19 protein-coding genes are annotated in these 19,712 nt (G+C 65.1%); 14 read left to right on the forward strand and 5 right to left on the reverse strand.

What is annotated here, in order from left to right; all coding sequences use genetic code 11:
- The first annotated feature begins 75 nt into the window (after positions 1-75).
- The 5 genes from P8H27_RS00390 to P8H27_RS00410 all read left to right on the forward strand — a co-directional run bounded on the left by P8H27_RS00390 (position 76) and on the right by P8H27_RS00410 (position 7,692).
- On the forward strand, positions 76-1,452 hold the full coding sequence (locus P8H27_RS00390) for a sodium:alanine symporter family protein (protein ID WP_289634640.1): 1,377 nt from the start codon (positions 76-78) through the stop codon (positions 1,450-1,452).
- A 60-nt stretch (positions 1,453-1,512) separates the two neighbouring features.
- The gene (glyA, locus tag P8H27_RS00395; RefSeq protein ID WP_289634641.1) at positions 1,513-2,766 is read left to right on the forward strand and encodes a serine hydroxymethyltransferase; all 1,254 of its coding nucleotides are present in this window, start codon (positions 1,513-1,515) and stop codon (positions 2,764-2,766) included.
- A gap of 72 nt (positions 2,767-2,838) precedes the next feature.
- Positions 2,839-4,215, forward strand: a complete 1,377-nt coding sequence (locus P8H27_RS00400; RefSeq protein ID WP_289634642.1) for an L-serine ammonia-lyase — start codon at positions 2,839-2,841, stop codon at positions 4,213-4,215.
- 115 nt (positions 4,216-4,330) lie between these two features.
- Positions 4,331-5,452 (forward strand): glycine cleavage system aminomethyltransferase GcvT, encoded by a 1,122-nt coding sequence (gene gcvT, locus P8H27_RS00405; protein WP_289634643.1) that lies wholly within the window; start codon positions 4,331-4,333, stop codon positions 5,450-5,452.
- A 1,202-nt stretch (positions 5,453-6,654) separates the two neighbouring features.
- Entirely contained in the window at positions 6,655-7,692 is a 1,038-nt protein-coding gene (locus tag P8H27_RS00410; protein WP_289634644.1) for a tellurite resistance/C4-dicarboxylate transporter family protein, read from the forward strand.
- A 218-nt stretch (positions 7,693-7,910) separates the two neighbouring features.
- Here the strand turns inward: P8H27_RS00410 and P8H27_RS00415 are convergent, their stop codons facing one another.
- Positions 7,911-8,570 (reverse strand): hypothetical protein, encoded by a 660-nt coding sequence (locus P8H27_RS00415; RefSeq protein WP_289634645.1) that lies wholly within the window; start codon positions 8,568-8,570, stop codon positions 7,911-7,913.
- A 212-nt stretch (positions 8,571-8,782) separates the two neighbouring features.
- Between P8H27_RS00415 and P8H27_RS00420 the strand changes: the two genes are divergently transcribed.
- From P8H27_RS00420 to P8H27_RS00430, 3 genes are all read left to right on the forward strand, one after another.
- Positions 8,783-9,694 carry a DMT family transporter gene (locus P8H27_RS00420; RefSeq protein ID WP_289634646.1) on the forward strand — a complete coding sequence of 304 codons (912 nt, stop codon included), beginning with the start codon at positions 8,783-8,785 and terminating at the stop codon, positions 9,692-9,694.
- Between the two features lie 106 nt (positions 9,695-9,800).
- A complete protein-coding gene (locus tag P8H27_RS00425; RefSeq protein WP_289634647.1) occupies positions 9,801-10,103 on the forward strand; it encodes an I78 family peptidase inhibitor in 303 nt (100 codons plus the stop codon).
- 254 nt (positions 10,104-10,357) lie between these two features.
- A complete protein-coding gene (locus tag P8H27_RS00430) occupies positions 10,358-11,890 on the forward strand; it encodes a sigma-54-dependent transcriptional regulator (RefSeq protein ID WP_289634648.1) in 1,533 nt (510 codons plus the stop codon).
- A gap of 44 nt (positions 11,891-11,934) precedes the next feature.
- Here P8H27_RS00430 and P8H27_RS00435 read toward each other — a convergent pair whose 3' ends face one another.
- The 3 genes from P8H27_RS00435 to P8H27_RS00445 all read right to left on the reverse strand — a co-directional run bounded on the left by P8H27_RS00435 (position 11,935) and on the right by P8H27_RS00445 (position 14,547).
- Positions 11,935-12,702: a crotonase/enoyl-CoA hydratase family protein gene (locus P8H27_RS00435; RefSeq protein ID WP_289634649.1), complete on the reverse strand. Its 768-nt coding sequence runs from the start codon at positions 12,700-12,702 to the stop codon at positions 11,935-11,937.
- A 162-nt stretch (positions 12,703-12,864) separates the two neighbouring features.
- The gene (locus P8H27_RS00440; protein ID WP_289634650.1) at positions 12,865-13,776 is read right to left on the reverse strand and encodes an SDR family oxidoreductase; all 912 of its coding nucleotides are present in this window, start codon (positions 13,774-13,776) and stop codon (positions 12,865-12,867) included.
- Positions 13,777-14,094: 318 nt separating this feature from the next.
- On the reverse strand, positions 14,095-14,547 hold the full coding sequence (locus tag P8H27_RS00445; protein ID WP_289634651.1) for a flavodoxin: 453 nt from the start codon (positions 14,545-14,547) through the stop codon (positions 14,095-14,097).
- 323 nt (positions 14,548-14,870) lie between these two features.
- Here P8H27_RS00445 and P8H27_RS00450 point away from each other — a divergent pair, with 323 nt between their 5' ends.
- From P8H27_RS00450 to P8H27_RS00475, 6 genes are all read left to right on the forward strand, one after another.
- A complete protein-coding gene (locus P8H27_RS00450) occupies positions 14,871-15,500 on the forward strand; it encodes a hypothetical protein (RefSeq protein WP_289634652.1) in 630 nt (209 codons plus the stop codon).
- Between the two features lie 381 nt (positions 15,501-15,881).
- Positions 15,882-16,592 carry a dihydromonapterin reductase gene (folM, locus tag P8H27_RS00455; protein ID WP_289634653.1) on the forward strand — a complete coding sequence of 237 codons (711 nt, stop codon included), beginning with the start codon at positions 15,882-15,884 and terminating at the stop codon, positions 16,590-16,592.
- A 23-nt stretch (positions 16,593-16,615) separates the two neighbouring features.
- Positions 16,616-17,176: a GTP cyclohydrolase I FolE gene (folE, locus tag P8H27_RS00460; RefSeq protein ID WP_289634654.1), complete on the forward strand. Its 561-nt coding sequence runs from the start codon at positions 16,616-16,618 to the stop codon at positions 17,174-17,176.
- A gap of 2 nt (positions 17,177-17,178) precedes the next feature.
- Positions 17,179-17,550 (forward strand): dihydroneopterin triphosphate 2'-epimerase, encoded by a 372-nt coding sequence (gene folX / locus P8H27_RS00465; protein WP_289634655.1) that lies wholly within the window; start codon positions 17,179-17,181, stop codon positions 17,548-17,550.
- A 153-nt stretch (positions 17,551-17,703) separates the two neighbouring features.
- Positions 17,704-18,009, forward strand: coding sequence for a DUF1244 domain-containing protein (locus P8H27_RS00470; RefSeq protein ID WP_289634656.1), 306 nt, complete (start codon positions 17,704-17,706; stop codon positions 18,007-18,009).
- Positions 18,006-18,347 carry a HopJ type III effector protein gene (locus P8H27_RS00475; protein ID WP_289634657.1) on the forward strand — a complete coding sequence of 114 codons (342 nt, stop codon included), beginning with the start codon at positions 18,006-18,008 and terminating at the stop codon, positions 18,345-18,347. The genes P8H27_RS00470 and P8H27_RS00475 overlap by 4 nt, the downstream gene beginning before the upstream one ends.
- A gap of 205 nt (positions 18,348-18,552) precedes the next feature.
- Here P8H27_RS00475 and trxB read toward each other — a convergent pair whose 3' ends face one another.
- The gene (trxB, locus tag P8H27_RS00480; RefSeq protein WP_289634658.1) at positions 18,553-19,497 is read right to left on the reverse strand and encodes a thioredoxin-disulfide reductase; all 945 of its coding nucleotides are present in this window, start codon (positions 19,495-19,497) and stop codon (positions 18,553-18,555) included.
- Positions 19,498-19,712: the final 215 nt, after the last annotated feature.

Raw genomic sequence — 19,712 nt, forward strand, 5'->3', positions numbered from 1 at the left:
CGGCAAAACCGCGCACCAGCCCTTATCCGGCACGGGCCATCCCCGTGCACTTAAAACAAGAAAGAGGTGCTCTCCATGGAATTCATCAATAACCTGACCAATCAAATCAACGGCCTGGTCTGGGGCCCACCGATGCTGGTGGCGATCCTCGGCACCGGTCTGTTCCTCATGCTGCGCCTGAAATTCATGCCCCTGAGCAAGATCGGCGCGGGCTTTGCCCTGCTGTGGCAAGGGCGCAAGAAAGACGACGAAGCCAGCGGCGAGATCAGCCCGTTCCAGGCATTGATGACCTGCCTGGCCGCCACCGTCGGTACCGGCAACATCGCCGGCGTGGCCACCGCGATCTTCCTCGGCGGCCCCGGCGCGCTGTTCTGGATGTGGTGCACCGCCCTGGTCGGCATGGCCACCAAGTACGCTGAAGTGGTGCTGGCGGTGCATTACCGCGAGAAAGACGAGCGCGGCGAGCACGTCGGCGGGCCGATGTACGCGATCAAGAACGGCCTGGGCAAGAAGTGGCTGTGGCTCGGCACCGCCTTCGCCATCTTCGGCGGTCTGGCCGGTTTCGGCATCGGCAACATGGTGCAGGTCAACAGCATGGCCCATGCCCTGACGGACACCTTCGGCATACCGGCCTGGGTCACCGGCGTGGTCGCCATGGTCTTCGTCGGCCTGGTGATCCTCGGCGGCATCAAGCGTATCGGCGCGGTCGCCGCCACCCTGGTGCCGGCCATGTGCGTGACCTATGTGGTCGCCGCCATAGTGGTGCTGATCGTCAATGTCGACGCCATCCCGGGCGCCTTCGGCCTGATCTTCAGCCATGCCTTCACCCCGACTGCCGCCACCGGCGGTTTCGCCGGCGCGGCGGTGATGGCGGCGATCCGCTTCGGCGTGGCCCGCGGCATCTTCTCCAACGAAGCCGGTCTGGGCACCGCCGGTATCGCCCAGGCGGCCGGCACCACCCACAGCTCGGTGCGCTCGGGGTTGATCGGCATGCTCGGCACCTTTATCGACACCCTGATCATCTGCACCCTGACCGGTCTGGCGATCATCGCCTCGGGCGTGTGGACCAGCGGCGCCAGCGGTGCCGGCCTGTCGGCGGCGGCCTTCGAGTCGGCGATGCCCGGCTTCGGCGGTGCCATTCTCAGCATCGCCCTGGTGGTCTTCGCCTTCACCACCATCCTCGGCTGGAGCTACTACGGCGAGAAGTGCTGGGAGTATCTGGTCGGCACCAAGTCGATCCTGCCGTTCCGCATCGTCTGGGTGCTGGCCGTGCCCTTCGGCGCCGTTGCCCAGTTGGACTTCGCCTGGCTGGTCGCCGACACCCTCAACGGCCTGATGGCGCTGCCCAACCTGCTGTCGCTGCTGCTGCTCAGCCCGGTGGTGGTCAAGCTGACCAAGGAATATTTCGCCCGCGACGGCCGTGTGACCGGCAACGCACCGGCACAACGCTAAACCACGCCCCTCTCGGCGCGACCGCAAGGCGGCCGCGCCCTTAGTACAGGACTGCTCCCGATGTTCCATAAAAGCCTGACCCTGAACACCTACGACCCGGCCCTGGCCGCAGCCATCGCCGCGGAAGAGCACCGCCAGGAAGACCATATCGAGCTGATCGCCTCGGAAAACTACACCAGCCCGGCGGTGATGCAGGCCCAGGGCACCGGCCTGACCAACAAGTACGCCGAAGGCTACCCGGGCAAGCGCTACTACGGCGGCTGCGAACACGTCGACGTGGTCGAGCAGCTGGCCATCGACCGCGCCAAGGCGCTGTTCGGCGCCGACTACGCCAACGTCCAGCCGCACTCCGGCTCCTCGGCCAACAGCGCCGTCTACCTGGCCCTGCTCAACGCTGGCGACTGCATCCTCGGCATGAGCCTGGCCCACGGCGGCCACCTGACCCACGGCGCCAAGGTCAGCTCCTCCGGCAAGCTGTACAACGCCGTGCAATATGGCATCGACGGCGATGGCCTGATCGATTACGACGAGGTCGAGCGCCTGGCCGTCGAGCATCAGCCGAAGATGATAGTCGCCGGCTTCAGCGCCTACTCCAAGACCCTGGATTTTGCGCGCTTTCGCGCCATCGCCGACAAGGTCGGGGCGCTGCTGTTCGTCGACATGGCCCACGTCGCCGGTCTGGTCGCCGCCGGCCTGTACCCCAACCCGCTGCCCTACGCCGACGTGGTCACCACCACCACCCACAAGACCCTGCGCGGCCCGCGTGGCGGCCTGATCCTGGCCAAGAGCAATCCCGAGATCGAGAAGAAGCTGGGCGCCGCGGTGTTCCCCGGCGCCCAGGGCGGCCCGCTGATGCACGTGATCGCGGCCAAGGCGGTGTGCTTCAAGGAAGCCCTGGAGCCGAGCTTCAAGGACTACCAACAGCAGGTGATCAACAACGCCCAGGCCATGGCGGCAGTGTTTATCGGCCGCGGCTACGACGTGGTCTCCGGCGGCACCGACAACCACCTGTTCCTGCTCAGCCTGATCAAGCAGGGCCTGACCGGCAAGGCCGCCGACGCGGCGCTGGGCGCCGCGCATATCACGGTGAACAAGAACGCCGTGCCGAACGACCCGCAGTCGCCGTTCGTCACCTCGGGCCTGCGCATCGGCACCCCGGCGGTCACCACCCGCGGCTTCAAGGAAGGCGAGTGCCGCGCACTGGCCGGCTGGATCTGCGACATCCTCGCCGAGTTGGACAACCCCAGCGTGATCGAACGGGTTCGTGGTCAGGTCGCCGACCTGTGCGCCACCTTCCCGGTCTACGCTGAATAGATAAGGTCGCTTCTTAGTCTGGCGTGCTCCTCCCGAGGAGTGCGTCAGCAGCACAAGAAGCAGGAGCTCAGCATGTCACTCAGCGTTTTCGATCTATTCAAAATCGGCATCGGCCCCTCCAGTTCGCACACGGTCGGGCCGATGCTCGCCGCCGCACGCTTCGCCGAAGGCCTGCGCCGCGACGACCTGCTCGACGGCACCGACTGCGTCAAGGTCGAGCTGTACGGCTCACTCGGCGCCACCGGCAAGGGCCACGGCAGCGATAAAGCCGTGCTGCTCGGCCTGCAAGGCGAGTTGCCGGACAGCATCGACACCAGCACCATAGAACCGCGCCTGGCCGCCCTGCGCGCCGCCGGCGAACTGAAACTGCTCGGCGAGAAAGCCATCCGCTTCGTCGAGAAAGAACACCTGGCGATGATCAGGAAACCCCTGCCCTACCACCCCAACGGCATGATCTTCCGCGCCTTCGACACCTCCGGCCTGCAGATCCGTGCGCGCGAATACTACTCGGTGGGCGGCGGTTTCGTGGTCGACGAGGAAGCGGCCGGTGCCGACCGCATCGTCGAGGATCGCACCCCGCTGGCCTACCCCTTCACCACCGGCAAACAACTGCTGGGCCACTGCGCCGAGCAGCAGCTGTCGATCAGCCAACTGATGCTGGCCAACGAAGCCGCCTGGCGCCCGGAGGCCGAGACCCGCGCCGGCCTGCTGAAGATCTGGCAGGTGATGCAGGACTGCGTCGAAGCCGGCTGCCGCCATGAGGGCATCATGCCCGGCGGGCTCAAGGTCAAGCGCCGCGCCGCCGCCCTGCACCGCCAGCTGTGCCAGCACCCGGAAGCGGCCCTGCGCGACTCGCTCAGCGTGCTCGACTGGGTCAACCTCTACGCCCTGGCGGTCAACGAGGAGAACGCCAGCGGCGGCCGCGTGGTGACCGCCCCGACCAACGGCGCGGCCGGCATAGTGCCGGCGGTGCTGCATTACTACATGCGCTTCATCCCCGGCGCCAACGAAGACGGCGTGGTGCGCTTCCTGCTCACCGCCGCCGCCATCGGCATCCTGTACAAGGAGAACGCCTCGATCTCCGGCGCCGAAGTCGGCTGCCAGGGCGAAGTCGGCGTGGCCTGTTCGATGGCCGCCGGCGCCCTCTGCGAAGTGCTCGGCGGCAGCGTCAACCAGGTGGAGAACGCCGCCGAGATCGGCATGGAGCACAACCTCGGCCTGACCTGCGACCCGATCGGCGGCCTGGTTCAGGTGCCCTGCATCGAGCGCAATGCCATGGGCTCGGTGAAGGCGATCAACGCCGCGCGCATGGCCCTGCGCGGCGACGGCCAGCACTTCGTCTCGCTCGACAAGGTGATCCGCACCATGCGCCAGACCGGCGCCGACATGAAGAGCAAATACAAGGAAACCGCCCGCGGCGGCCTGGCGGTCAACATCATCGAGTGCTGATGCCCCTCATCAATCCCGTAGGAGCGGGCCATGCCCGCGAAAAGCCTTCACACAAAGCATCGCGGGCATGGCCCGCTCCTACAGATCGCAGCTATTTTTAGACTTGGAGAACCGCATGACTACCGAAACCCTGGCAAAAACGCCACTACACGCCCTGCACCTGGAACTTGGCGCGCGCATGGTGCCCTTTGCCGGCTACGACATGCCGGTGCAATACCCGCTCGGCGTGATGAAAGAACACCTGCACTGCCGCGAGGCGGCCGGCCTGTTCGACGTCTCGCACATGGGCCAGATCATCCTGCGCGGCCCGAATGCGGCCAAAGCCCTGGAAAGCCTGGTGCCGGTGGACATCGTCGACCTGCCCGTGGGCATGCAGCGCTACGCCATGTTCACCGACGACCAGGGCGGCATTCTCGACGACCTGATGGTCGCCAACCTGGGCGACGACACCCTGTTCCTGGTGGTCAACGCCGCCTGCAAGCACCAGGACCTGATGCACCTGCAACTGCAGATCGCCAGCCAGTGCCAGATCGAAGCCTGCTTCGACCGCGCCCTGCTCGCCCTGCAAGGCCCGAAGGCGGTGGATGTACTGGCCCGCCTGGCCCCGGAAGTGGCGAAGATGACCTTTATGCAGTTCGCCCCGGTGCGCCTGCTCGGCGTCGACTGCTACGTCAGCCGCTCCGGCTACAGCGGCGAAGACGGCTATGAAATCTCGGTGCCGGCCGCCCACGCCGAAGCGCTGGCACGCAGCCTGCTGGCCGAGCCGGAAGTCGCGGCCATCGGCCTCGGCGCGCGCGACTCGCTGCGCCTGGAAGCCGGCCTGTGCCTGTACGGCCACGACATGAGCACCAGCACCACGCCGATCGAAGCCAGCCTGCTGTGGGCCATCTCCAAGGCCCGCCGCGCCGATGGCGCGCGTGCCGGCGGCTTCCCCGGCGCCGAGCGGATCTTCGCCCAGCAGCAGCAAGGCGTGGCCAGCAAACGCGTCGGCCTGTTGCCGCAGGAGCGCGTACCGGTGCGTGAAGGCGCGGAAATCGTCGATGCCGATGGCAACCTCATCGGCTCGGTCTGCAGCGGCGGCTTCGGCCCAACCCTGGGCGCCCCGGTGGCCATGGGTTACGTGCAGAGCAGCCACATGGCCGTGGACACCCCTGTGTGGGCCATGGTGCGCGGCAAGCGCGTGGCGATGAAAGTGGCCAAGACCCCGTTCGTGCCGCAGCGCTACTACCGCGGCTAACAGGCCAAATTTTTAGGCTCTGTACCCGTTAGGTGTTGTATCACCAGGCGCGAACTGCCTGCGATCCGTAGGAGGCCCGACCTCGGGGCGAGCTTTGGCTATACCGCGATAACGATGGGCAGGCAGCCCTGCGGGCTGCATTCGCCGCGGGGCGCGTGACCCACATGGATGTGGGAAATGCCGCTAGCCTGTCAGGAACAGGCGCGGCCCTCCTACAAGAGATCGCGCATGCAACACATAATTGGGACATAGCCAATTTCTAACCCAGCATCGGCAACGCCGGTCGTTTTCCAACGACCGGCGTTGCCCGCAAACATAGCCCGGAGTGCATCCGGGCGCCCCAGCCGCCCGCACGCTGGGCCGCGCCGGCAATAACGGCCGCGTAACCTCGAAGCCCGGAGCAGCCTCGGCGCACCTTGACCTCACCCGCGCCGACAGCTGGCTTCGCCCCATTCTCGCGACGGGAAGCATGGGCGCAGAATCGAAGAGCGCGCAAAAGCGCGGTCACACCAGTTGCTGGCTATTTCTGCACGCAAAGCAGGCCGGGCGTTTTGCCTCGGGCACTGCAAACTCCGCCTCCCACTCGAGTGCGCGTAACCTATCATTTGAACCAGCACCTGCCTTTGCGCACAGCCTATCGCTAACGGCTCATGGCGCTTGAGCATTCGACAAAGGCGCCGCGATTGGCGACCTTCGACATGCCCAAGGCGGGAAGGACACTTGCCTAGCAGGCCGTTGAAAAATGTAGGCGAGGCAGCCGAGGCTAGGCAAAAACAGGCGAGAAAGCGCAGTTTACGTGTTGTAAATGAGCATTTTGAGCCTGTTTTTAACGACGCATCGGCAACGCAGGTAGTTTTTCAACGGCCTGCTAGCGCACCGAGCGGAGCATCAGCGCGCTGCTAGCGGCTCAGCACAAAAGGGACAGCGATGAAGACAGCGGATAAAAATCCAGCCGCGATGCGCGCCGAGTATCGCCGCGCAGAGCTCGCCTTAGTGGCGCGAGGAAACCATGCCGCCGCTCAGACAACGCGCCGCCTCGTTAGCGCAGCTACACGCAGAGCCGGCCGTGCGCCAGCGTCATGCCGCCTGCGGATGCGTTCGGCATACGCGGCGGGCGGTTAGCCGATGCCAGCCCGCGCATCATGAGCACTCCTCCTGACGAACAGCACGAGTCGACTCGGCGCGGGCCGGCGGGCCGGCGTATGTTCGCCGAGCTGGCCGATCTGTCGCCCGCCTACTTTGGCATGGTCATGGCCACGGGGATCGTCTCGCTCAGCGCGCACCTGCTGGCCATGCCCGGCTTGGCGCAGACCTTGTTTCGACTCAACATCGTCATCTACGGCGTGCTGTGGCTGCTGACCGTGCTGCGCATGCTTGGCCACTCGCGTCGGTTCTTCGCGGACATGTTCGATCACCTGCGCGGGCCCGGATTCTTCACCAGCGTGGCCGCGACGAGCATCCTCGGCAGCCAGTTCGTCCTGCTCGCCAACGACCATGGTGCGGGCACCGTGTTATGGGCGGCGGCGATCATGCTGTGGATCGTACTGACCTACGCGATATTTGCGGGTTTCACCATCAAGGAGCACAAGCCGACCCTGGATCAGGGGATCAGCGGCGCCTGGCTGCTCGCGGTCGTGGCAACCCAATCGATCGCGGTTCTCAGCGCGCTGCTGGCCGCCCATATCGGCCAGCCCGGGAAACTGGAGATGAACTTCCTCGCGCTCTCCATGTGGTTGTGGGGCGGCATGCTGTACATCTGGATGATGTCGCTGATCTTCTACCGCTACACCTTCTTTCCGTTTTCCCCCGGCGATTTGTCGCCACCGTACTGGATCAACATGGGCGCAATGGCGATCTCGACCCTGGCTGGGTCGCTGCTGATCATCAATGCATCCGACGCTCCCTTCCTGCTTTCGCTGCTCCCCTTCATCAAGGGTTTCACGGTCTTTTACTGGGCGACGGGTACCTGGTGGATTCCCATGCTGGTGGTTCTCGCGGTGTGGCGCCACGCGTACCGGCGCTTCCCGTTGCAATACGATCCGCTGTACTGGGGCGCCGTGTTTCCCCTGGGCATGTATGCGACCAGCACTTTCGAGATGATCGAAGCGATGGATATCGGTTTCCTCCGATTCTTGCCGCCGGTGTTTCTCTATATCGGGCTCATCGCCTGGACTGCGGCATTTTGCGGATTGACGCTCAACCTGCTGCGCCGTATCGGCGGATCCCGAGGCGAGCCGTAGTGGGCTGTTTGGCTAGTTGATTAGCGCAAATTCGCCGGTTCAAGCCCAGCCGTGCATGCCACTGGGCGGCGGACTCCTCGGGATAGCCGGCGAAGTGTTTATCCGCGGGGCGCAACGCGATTTCGGCCCAGGACGCTTTCGCCTCGAGCCGCACAGGGCAAGCCCGGCGGCGCTGCTCGGCCGGACTCGCCATCTGCCCCGTTTACCGGGTTGGCCGCTCAGTCCACGGCGAAGCAGTACAACAGCCCCGCGCCTCCGGTGCCGATCAGGGCTTCTTGACTGCATCCACGGCTGAGGTGCGAGGCATTCCACGAACGTGACGGCGCATCGTCGCGCAGCCCCATGCGGTCGTGGTGGCCGACCTGGGCCGCGCCTTCAGCACCGCTGGTCCAGTTGCTGCAGGTGTGGTCTTCGCCGGCGGCAAACGCCGTGCCGTCGGCCTGGGAGCCGGTGAGTATGTCGTGCATGTTCGGCGTGTCGCCACGCCCCTTGACCGGCGCACCGTGCTCGTCAAGGGCCGTGTCCTTGCTCAGTTGGTTGTCGCCGTGCAACTGCGCGACATCCTCGGCAATGACCACGCCTGTGGCGTTTTGCCAAGGGCCCTGGCCGATACGGTCGCGGGCATTGACCGCCTCCGCCCCGCTGCTGGCACTGTTGCTGAGGTAGGCGCGCCAGGTACGCTGGCCCGCCCCGACAGCCGCGGCCAGGCTCTGGCAGTGGCCGTCGGCACCGGCCAGACCGCCCAGGTCGGCGCCCTTGCCCATGCCCTGGCTGGTGACGAAGAAGGTCATGTCGGCTTGCTCGGCCTGGCTGGCAAAACTGCAGACCAGTGCCAGCAGGGTCGCGGGGATGGTGAGGGTGAGAGTCATCTTGTGCATGTGCTGTCCTCCTGTGAGAAACGGCCCCCCCAGACCGGAATATGACTGCCCGCTAGAGCCTAGCAGCTCTTCCATCGCCCCGCGCCTGGCGCAAGGAGCAGCGGCGCGGCCGCAAACTAACAGGACGCGGCTGATCGAAGGCCGCCGGTGCGTTACTCTTTGACCGTTGCCGGGGATTCGCCCCGAGTCAGTCAAGGATGTGTCCGCGTTTTATGCCTGCTCCCGGGGTATTTCCCCGCCATATCGCCGTATTGATTCTGGCCGCCCTCGCCTGCACCTTTGCCGGCAACCATATCGCCGCCCGCATCGCCTTCGATGACGACGCAGGCGTATTGCTGGCGATTCTCTGTCGTTCCGGAGTGAGCATGCTGATGCTCGCCGGCTTGGTGCTCTGGCAGCGGCAACGCGTGCAACTGGCGCCAGGTGTCTGGCCTTGGCAGCTGCTGATGGGGGTGCTGATCGCCGTACAAAGTCTGGCACTGTACTCGGCCGTGGCGCGCATTCCGGTGGCCCTGGCTTTGCTGGTGGCCAATACCTTCCCGATCCTGCTGAGCCTGCTCACCTGGGCCCTTGGCGGGCCACCGCCGACGCGGCGTACCGCCTGGCTGATGGGCTTGATCCTGCTCGGCCTGTTGCTCGCCCTGGATGTGCCGGCCCGCCTGGGCGCGAGCGCGCATGTCGGCGCCGACTGGCTGCTGGGTATCGGCCTGGCGTTTTGCGGTGCCTGCGCCTTCGCCAGCGCGCTATGGGTGACCGAACACCAACTGTCAGGCCTGCGCGGCTCGGTGCGCAGCATGCTGACCATGATGGTAGTGTTCAGCAGCGCGGCCCTGCTCGGCGCTGGCGATCTGCTGCCTGGCGGCATGGCGCCGCCCGCGACCCCCACCGGCTGGATCGCCCTGGGCGTATTGGCGCTGCTTTACGCCACGGGCTTCACTCTGTTATTCGTCTGCATGCCGCGCCTGGACATGCTGCGCAACGCCCCGGTGATGAATGTCGAGCCGGTGGCCACACTGCTGCTGGGCTGGCTGATCCTGGGCCAGGTGCTGAGCCACACCCAGATCCTTGGTGGCTTGATCGTGGTCGGCGGCATCGTGCTGCTGACCTATCGTAAACAGCCATGAGCCAAGCCGCGGCCTGGGCAGCGCAACAGACACCGTCCGCGGCGACGGCGCAAGGCCAATCAATTCAGCGCGCCATCCCCCTGGCGCCCGCGCAAAGGATCACCGCATGTATCGCCAACAACTCCCCTGCACCCTGGCCATGCTCGCCGTCCTGGCCGGCTGCAGCTCGGTGGATAGCACCGAGCCCGCAGCCTTGCCACCCCACGGCGACTGCAACGCCGAGGCGGTGCAAGCCCTGCTGGGCGAAACCGCGACGGCGGCCCAGGTTGAACAGGCGCGCCAGCAGGCCGGCGCGCGCAGTGTGCGGGTACTGGCGCCCGGCGATGCGGTGACCCTGGACTACAACTCGCGGCGCCTGAATATCGAAATCGACGAGGCCGAGGCGATCGAGCGGATCAACTGCGGCTGAATAGCCCTCGACGGTCGGCCGCGCCTGCACCTAATGGCCAAACCGCCGCGTAGCGGAGTAACCGCCGCAGGCTGGCCCGCAGGGTCGGCGAAGCGCGTCAAAAGCGCCGTTTACCGGGTGTAAATGCGTATTTTGCGCCCATGTTTAACGCCTTATTGGCAACGCCGGTCGTTTTCAACGGCCTGTTAGCGGTTTAAATAAGCGGCGCAGACCGGGCATACTGGCGCCCTCTTTATCCAGCCCCAGTTGCCCGCATGCGCATCCACGTCAGCTTTATCGACCGCGTTGGTATCACCCAGGAAGTCCTGGCCCTGCTCGGTGGGCGCAATCTCAACCTGGATGCAGTGGAGATGGTGCCGCCGAACGTCTACATAGACGCACCGACCTTGAGCGCCGAAGTGCTCGACGAGCTGCGCGAGGCGCTGTTCAAGGTGCGCGGCGTGCAGGCGGTGACCATCGTCGACATCCTGCCCGGCCAGCGTCGGCGCCTGCAGCTCGACGCCTTGCTCGCGGCCATGACCGACCCGGTGCTGGCGGTGGATAACGAAGGCCGCGTGCTGCTGGCCAACCCGGCACTGATCGCCCTGTGCGAACGCGAAGTGGAAGGGCTGTCGCTCGCGGAGCTGTTCGCCGACCCGACCTTGCTCAAGGCCTTGCTGGAACAACAATTCCGCCTGCCGCTGCGTGAAATCACCCTCAACGGCCAGGCGCTGTTGCTGGATGCCATGCCGATCAGCGAAACCGCCGATGCCGGCCGGATCGCCGGCGCGCTGCTGACCTTTTACGCGCCCAGCCGGATCGGCGAACGCCTGGCGGCGCTGCACCACGACCACGCCGAAGGCTTCGATTCGCTGCTCGGCGAATCGCTGCCGATCCGCACCTTGAAGACCCGCGCCCTGCGGGTCGCCAGCCTGGATGCGCCGCTGTTGATCCAGGGCGAAACCGGCACCGGCAAAGAGTTGGTGGCGCGTGGTTGCCATGCCATCAGCGCCCGCAGCAGCGCGCCCTTTCTGGCGCTGAACTGCGCAGCGCTGCCGGAAAACCTCGCCGAAAGCGAGCTGTTCGGCTACGCCCCCGGCGCCTTTACCGGCGCCCAGCGCGGCGGCAAACCGGGTCTGCTGGAACTGGCCAACCAGGGCACGGTATTTCTCGACGAGATCGGCGAGATGTCGCCCTATCTGCAGGCCAAACTCCTGCGCTTCTTGAATGACGGCACCTTCCGCCGAGTCGGTGGCGAGCGTGAGGTCAAGGTCAATGTGCGCATCCTCAGCGCCACCCACCGCGACCTGGAACAAATGGTCAGCGAAGGCACCTTCCGCGAAGACCTGTTCTACCGTCTCAACGTGCTCAACCTGGAAGTGCCACCGCTGCGCGAACGTGGTCAGGACATCCTGCTGCTGGCCCGACACTTCATGCAGCATGCCTGCACGCAGATTCAACGCCTGCCCTGCCGGCTGACCCCGGAGACCTACCCGGCGCTGCTCGGCAATCGCTGGCCGGGCAACGTGCGCCAGCTGCAGAACGTGATCTTCCGTGCCGCCGCCATCTGCGAGAGCAACCTGGTGCAGATCGATGACCTCGACATCGCCAGCACCGCCGTCGCCCCCCAGTTGTTCGAAGGCGAGATCGTCAGCCTGGAAGCGGCCGTGGCCGGTTTCGAAAAAGCCCTGCTGGAAAAGCTCTACCTCAGCCACCCCTCCAGCCGCCAACTGGCCGCACGCCTGCACGCCTCGCACAGCGCCATCGCCATGCGCCTGCGCAAGTACGGGATTCCCGGCAAGCGTTGACTAAGGCTGGCAGGACGCAGGGTGGGCTTCAGCCCAGCCTGCAGTCAGAATTGACCGTGCCGCCCCTGGCCGTCCTTGAAACGCTGGGCGCCGGCCTGGGTTTCGCCGCTGGCGATCACCTGCATGCCGCCGGCAAACTCGTTGGCGAGCGCCTGCTTAAAGGATAAATCCCACTGCGCATAGGCACTGGCGCGGTCAGCCAGCAGGCAGCGCTGCGGGAAGCCGGCGATCTCCCGCGCCAGTTGCTGGGCGGCCGCCAGCGCCGTACCCGCAGGCACCACGCGGTTGACCAGGCCGATGGCCAACGCCTCCTCGGCCAGCACCGCACGCCCGGTAAGAAGCAAATCCAGCGCCCGGCCCTGGCCGATGATGCGGGGCAGGCGCACGCTGCCACCGTCGATCAGCGGCACGCCGAAGCGCCGGCAGAACACCCCGAGCATCGCATCGTCGGCCATCACCCGCAGGTCGGCGAGCAGCGCCAGTTCCAAGCCGCCGGCCACCGCATGGCCTTCGATGGCGGCGATCAACGGCTTGCTCAGCTGCATGCGACTCGGCCCCATGGGCCCGTCGCCCTCAGGCTCCAGGCGATTGGCGCGCTCGCCGCCTGCGGCCACCGCGCCCAGATCGGCACCGGCGCAGAAAGTACCGCCGGCGCCGGTGAGCACGGCGACCCGCGCCTGCTCGTCCGCCTCGAACGCGCGCAACGCATCGGCCAGCGCCTCGGCGGTCGGCCGGTCGACGGCGTTGCGCACCGGCGCGCGGTCGATGATCAGGGTGGTGACCGAACCGTTGTTCTCGACGATAACGCTCATGACAGGCTCCCGGCAGGGTGCGCCGCGCGCACCAGGACGCAAAATTCGGTGCGCACGGCGCACCCTACACAGCAAAAGACCGGCATAACGCCGGCCTTCACCTTATATCCCGGCGGTAGGCAAATCAGCCCGCTGGCCGAATCCCCCGCCAGACTGGCGCGATCAGAGGGCGTATCGCTGCAGGTGCGCCATCATTTGTTTTAGCGCGTCGAGATTGTCCGCCGGATGCGTCGCGCCGTCGAAGTCGCAGATCTGCTGCCAGCTGGCCGCCACGTCTTCCGCGCTGAAACCGCCACGCGGGTCGAAACCGGCGCCCAGGCTGCGCTCCCAACGGGTCTTGCCGATCCAACCGCCACCGACCTCGAACAGGCCGGAGGTTTCTGCGCAGGCGGCGCTGGCCAGGTAGACCACCAGCGGGCTGACCAGCTCGGGCTTGAGCTGCGCGAACACCTGCGGCGGGATCAGCCCTTCGGTCATGCGCGTGCCGCCGGTGGGGGCGATGGCGTTGACCAGGATGTTGCTCTTGCGCCCTTCGATGGCCAGGGTACGGGTCAGGCCGTACAGGCCGAGCTTGGCCATGCCGTAGTTGGCCTGGCCGAAGTTGCCGTAGATACCCGAGGTGGACGCGGTGAAGATCACCCGCCCGTAGTTCTGCTCGCGCATATGCGGCCAGGCGGCGCGGGTGACCTTGTAGGCGCCCTCGACGTGCACCCTGTAGACCAGATCCCAGTCGGCGTCGTCCAGCTTGTGGAAGCTCTTGTCGCGCAGAATCCCGGCGTTGTTGACCACCACGTCGATGCGGCCGAAGGCGTCCAGGGCGTGCTGGACGATCTTCTCGCCGGCGGTCACCGAGTCATGGTTGGCCACCGCGATGCCGCCAGCGGCGCGGATTGCCTCGACCACCTTGTCCGCGGCCGAGGCGTTGGCGCCCTCGCCATGGGCGCTGCCGCCGAGGTCGTTGACCACCACCTTGGCACCATGCTTGGCGAACAGCAGGGCATGGGCGCGACCCAGGCCGCCCCCGGCACCGGTGACGATCACGACTTGGTCTTGCAAACGGATGGCTTCGCTCATGGGTTGGGCTCCTCGGCAGATGGCAATAGTCCGAGTGTCCAGCAGGCACACACCGGTCACAATCAAGGCGCTCGCCGCTGAATAGTCCTCGATAAGGCAACAGGATGATGGCGACGGCCCCCAGCATGCGTCCTGCTTATAAGCTTTGGCGAAAGACCAGGTAGTGCCAATCCCAACTGGCGCTGGGAACACCGTGGATCAGCAGCAAGGGCGCAGGCCGATCCGGGGGCGTTCCATTCGGAGCCTAGGACGGCTGCACACGCAACGACAGCCCGGCATGTGCATGCCGCGCCGATTAGTCAGGGCGCGCTGCCGGCATCAGGCTTGCAGCGCCAGCATGAACTCGGCCAACCAAGGCTCGGCGTCGGTTTCCGGGGTGACGCTTTCGCTGCTGTCCAGGCGCAGCATGGCCACCACCTCGCGGATACCCAGTTCGGCATACAGTTCGCGTACCAGCTCGCCGCCGCCACAGAAGGTGTCACCGTAACTGGAGTCGCCCAGGGCAATGACGCCGCCGGGCAAACCATTCCAGGCGGGCAGATGATCGCGAATGGCGAAATACAGAGGCTGCAGGTTATCCGGCAGTTCGCCCATGCCGGTGGTCGAGGTCACTGCCAGAAAGGCCTCGGGGGCAAACGCCTGGACATCGGCCAGGCTGGCACGCGGATTATGCCAGGCGTCGAAGCCGGCATTTTTCAACAGCCGCTCGGTGTGCCGGGCGACTTCCTCGGCGGTGCCATAGACCGAACCGGAAAGGATGGCGACTTTCATAAACAACTCCGAAACATGCGGAACACAGACTGAAACGGCGGGCATTATGCCGCAAGTAGCCCGCACAACCGGATCTTTTGGAATGCCGCGGACAGCTCCCGCCGGCAAAGCATCCCGCGGTTCAACGCAGGCGCGCAGCTGAGCGACTACAGCAAGCACGGCAGCCAGAAGAATGTCGCCGAACACCTGCACAGTCAGGACTGGGCCAAGGAACTGGCGCCCCTGCGAGCGGAACCGGCACAGTTGAAAAGCCGACCACTGGCATAAACCAATAGCGGACTATGCTGTCATAACGGATCAACCCTCCTGGGCAGAATTTGACCATGCATGACCGGCCATTACTCACACCGGCTGAACTGGAGTTCATCCAGCATCTAAGCAAGAAGTCTGCGGCGGGCACACGCGAGCCCGCGCCAATCCCCGACTTGCTGGTCGATGCCGGCACCCAGCTCAGAGAGCTGCTCGCCTATTGCGCCGCCAACGAACAACTGACCATCGATGCCCACGTCGCCAATCAGCGCCTGACCTTTACCCCGCACCTGATCGAAGACGCGCATCATGTGCAACACCTTGAGCTCGGCACCCCGCAGATTTTCGATGTGGGTCCGGCCAGCCGCGCCTGGCGCCTGCCGCTGGATCCGCCCGTTGCGCTGCGCCAGCACAACGCCAAACCCAGCGACCTGTGGGCACACGAACTGTCGCTCAACGGGCTACTGGTCGAGTTCCGCGCCACGGGCGCCGCGCCCGATCAGTTCAAACTGATCCTGCCACTCGCCGGGCAGAAGCCGATTGCCATTGCCGGCAGCCTGGTGCGTAAAACCGTCAATAGGCTCCTGGCCTATCGACTCGAACCGCTCGACAAACTCGGCAACGAGCGTTTGCAGCAGTTCATTTTCCAGCAGCACCGCGCACGCCACCCCCAGGCTAACCAAAGCTTGCCGGCGCCCCTCTAGCAGGCCGTTTTTAACGCCGCATCGGCAACGCAAGTCGTTTTCCGACGGCCTGCTAGACGTTGTTCGCGGATAACGCGTAACGGGGCCATAGCCTTGCCACCGCCCCATAGCCACCGCAAAACCTATGCATAACAATTAACGCTGTACAACATAAGGCCAAATTTACTGCGCCTGTTTATTCTGCAATTTTGCACACCGACGACTTAGCCCAACAGAACAGGTATAAGCCGAACGAATCGACAGTAACCATGCCGGGCGCATGGTTGTACAAACTAAACGACTGCTATAAGTTCCCCTCTGCTTCAGTCGATCCAGCGCCTGGCTGGCCAGCTATCCCGACGCAACGTCGCTGGGCCCACCCCTCCATCTGCTGAGCCCATCATGAGCGCTAGCGCATCCCCGATTCTGATCACTGGCGCCAGTCAACGCATCGGCCTCCATTGTGCCGAGCGCCTGCTCGACGACGGTCATCGGCTGATCGCCACCTACCGCAGCGAACGCGAGGGCCTCAAGCACCTGCGCGCACGCGGCGCACTGACCCTGCAGGCCGACTTTGCCAGCGAGGCGGGCATCCTCGCCTTTATCGCCGAACTGAAGAGCCATACCGCCAGCCTGCGCGCCATCGTCCACAACGCATCCGAGTGGCCAGACGAAACGCCCGGCGCCGAGGCGACGATATTCCAGCAGTTGTTCAACGTACACATGCTGGCGCCCTACCTGATCAACCTGCATTGCGCGGCGCTGCTGCGGCGCTCAACCCCCGCCGACATCATCCATATCAGTGACGATGTGGCGCGCAAAGGCAGCGCCAAACGCCCGGCCTACTGCGCCAGCAAAGCCGGCCTGGACAACCTCACGCTCTCGTTCGCCGCGAAATTCGCCCCCCGGATCAAGGTCAACGGCATCGCCCCCGCGCTGATCATGTTCAACCCCGAGGATGACGCGGCCTACCGGGCGAAAACCCTGGAAAAATCGGCATTGGCTATCGAGCCCGGCCCCCAGGTGATCTACCAAAGTTTGCGCTACCTGCTGGATAACCCCTACGTCACCGGCACCACCCTTACCGTAAACGGCGGCCGCCATCTCAAGTGAGGCGCGCCTCGAGGACTGTACCCATGAACCGACAACTGCCCGATCACTACCGCGACATCCTCCTCGGCATAGGTGAAGACCCCGAGCGCGAGGGCCTGCTGGAGACCCCGGCACGCGCGGCCAAGGCCATGCAATACCTGTGTCACGGCTACCAGACCAGCCTGGAAGAAGTGGTCAACGGTGCGTTGTTCGCCTCCGACAATGACGAAATGGTCATCGTCAAGGACGTCGAACTCTATTCCCTGTGCGAACACCACCTGCTGCCGTTTATCGGCAAGGCTCATGTGGCCTACATCCCCACCGGCAAAGTGCTGGGGCTGTCGAAAGTGGCGCGCATCGTCGACATGTACGCGCGACGCCTGCAAATCCAGGAGAACCTGACCCGGCAGATCGCCGAGGCCGTGCAGCAGGTGACCAACGCCGCGGGCGTCGCCGTGGTGATCGAAGCCAAGCACATGTGCATGATGATGCGTGGCGTCGAGAAGCAGAACTCGGTGATGAGCACCTCGGTGATGCTCGGCGCCTTCCGCGAGTCATACAATACCCGTCACGAGTTCCTGCAACTGATTGGACGGAGCAACTAGCTATGCCACGACTGGAGCCTGGAATGGCGCGCATTCGGGTCAAGGATCTGCGCCTGAGAACCTTTATCGGGATCAAGGAAGAGGAAATCAACAACAAGCAGGATGTGCTGATCAACCTGACCATCCTCTACCCGGCCAACGAGGCGGTGCGCGACAACGACATCGATCACGCACTGAACTACCGCACCATCACCAAGGCCGTCATCCAGCACGTCGAAGGCAATCGCTTCGCCCTGCTCGAACGCCTGACCCAGGAAGTCCTCGACCTGGTGATGCAACAGACGGCGGTGCGTTACGCCGAAGTGGAAGTGGACAAACCCCACGCCCTGCGCTTTGCCGAATCGGTCTCGATCACCCTGGCCGGCCACCGTTGAACATAGGCTAACCGGCTCGACCCGCGAACCGCCGCGGCATTGCCGCGAAACGCCGGGGCTTTTATCATCCTCGCCACCTTAGCCCGTAAGTCTGCCGGAGCCGCGCCACCGCCGGCACCGACAGCGATCCTGTCCGCCTCTGAGAACAGCACCATGACCGATCAAGAACGCCTGGAACTCGAAGCCGCCGCCTTCCGCAGCCTGCTGCAACACCTGCGCAGCCGCCCCGACGTGCAGAATATCGACATGATGAACCTCACCGGCTTCTGCCGTAACTGCCTGTCCAAATGGTACAAGGCCGCCGCCGATGACACCGGTGTCGCGCTCACCCCGGATCAGGCGCGCGAAGCCATCTACGGCATGCCGTACAGCGAGTGGAAAAGCAAATACCAGAAAGAGGCCAGCGCCGAACAGCAGGCCGCATTCAAGCAGGCCACCGCGCAAGGCGACGACGCATGAGCGCCCTCAGCGACTTCCGCGCCCGCCTGCATGGCGACGAGTTCGCCTTTAGCGAGACCCTGGCCTTTATCGCCGCGCACTATGACTACCAGCCGAGCGCCTTCAGCAATGGCGCGGTGGAAAACCTGGCCGGACAGAATGAAGGCTCCTGCAAGACCCTCGGCCTGGCCCTGCTCGAAGGCCTGAGCCTGGAAGAAAGTCTGCGCTGCTTCGGCGAACACTACCGCAGCGTGCTGGCCACTCCGGACGGCAACGACCACGGCAACATCCGCGCCCTGATGAGCACCGGCCTGGCCGGCGTGCGCTTCGCCCAGCAGCCGCTCAAGCGCAAGGCCTGAGCGAGCAAGGGGCAGGAGTGGTTGGTAGCTACCGGATTTCCTCCGGGCTACGGTTTCTGCCGCGCTCTGGCCGCCCCTAGTGTCGCGTCACAGATCATTTGTCGTGGACGCCGTTAGCCATCGAGTTGTAGGAGCCGGCCATGCCGGCGATTCGCACGCATGGCGTGCTCCTACAGGTTTGCGACATTCGAACCCTGTCGTGACACTAGGCGTCAAGGAAGCGCTCCACATCCAGGGCCGCCATGCAGCCGGCGCCGGCCGAGGTAATCGCCTGACGGTAGACATGGTCGGCGACGTCGCCGGCGGCGAACACGCCCGGCACGCTGGTGGCGGTGGCATTGCCGTCGCGACCGCCGTTGACCACCAGGTAACCGTCCTGCAAGGCCAACTGGCCGTCGAACAGCGCGGTGTTGGGCGTGTGGCCGATGGCGACGAACAGACCATCGACCGTCAACTCCGTGCTGCTGCCGTCGCTGTGCTGCAGGCGCACGCCGGTCACGCCCAGGTTGTCGCCCAGCACCTCATCGACCTCGGCGTTGAGTTTGAGCACGATCTTGCCCTCGGCGATCCGCGCCTGCAGCTTGTCCTGCAGAATCTTCTCGGCGCGGAAAGTCTCGCGGCGGTGCACCAGGGTCACCTTGCTGGCGATATTGGCCAGGTACAGCGCCTCCTCCACGGCGGTGTTGCCGCCGCCGACCACCGCGACCTCACGGTTGCGGTAGAAGAAGCCGTCGCAGGTGGCGCACGCCGAGACGCCCTTACCCATGAACGCCGCCTCGCTCGGCAAACCCAGGTAGCGGGCGCTGGCACCGGTGGCGATGATCAGCGCATCGCAACTGTAGGTGGCGCTGTCGCCGACCAGGCTGAAGGGCTTGCCGGCCAGATCCACCGCGTTGATATGGTCGTAGACGATCTCGGTGTCGAAGCGCTCGGCGTGCTCCTGCATGCGCTGCATCAACGCCGGGCCGGTCAGGCCATGGACGTCGCCCGGCCAGTTGTCGACCTCGCTGGTGGTGGTCAACTGGCCGCCAGCCTGCAGACCGGTGATCAACAGCGGCTTGAGGTTGGCCCGCGCCGCATAGACGGCGGCGCTGTAACCGGCCGGGCCGGAACCGAGAATGATCACTCGAGCATGGCGTGTTGCAGACATAAGAAGACTCCTGCCGGGCGCTGAGCCGGGCGAATAAACGCGACGGAGAGGCGCTGAAGCGCAAATCCCGCGAAGTGCACGATTCGGTAAGCTGATGCGCAGGCTACGCGGGTGCTGGCCGGCGAGGAAATACCCTTTGCCAATCCCATGCATAGCCAAGCCCTATGACACCCCGGCCGGCAGCGGCGGGCTTTCCCCTGTCGCGCAAAGCCGGT

Origin of the sequence: Pseudomonas sp. sp1636 (genome assembly GCF_030376615.1) — a bacterium.
Classification (GTDB): Bacteria; Pseudomonadota; Gammaproteobacteria; order Pseudomonadales; family Pseudomonadaceae; genus Aquipseudomonas.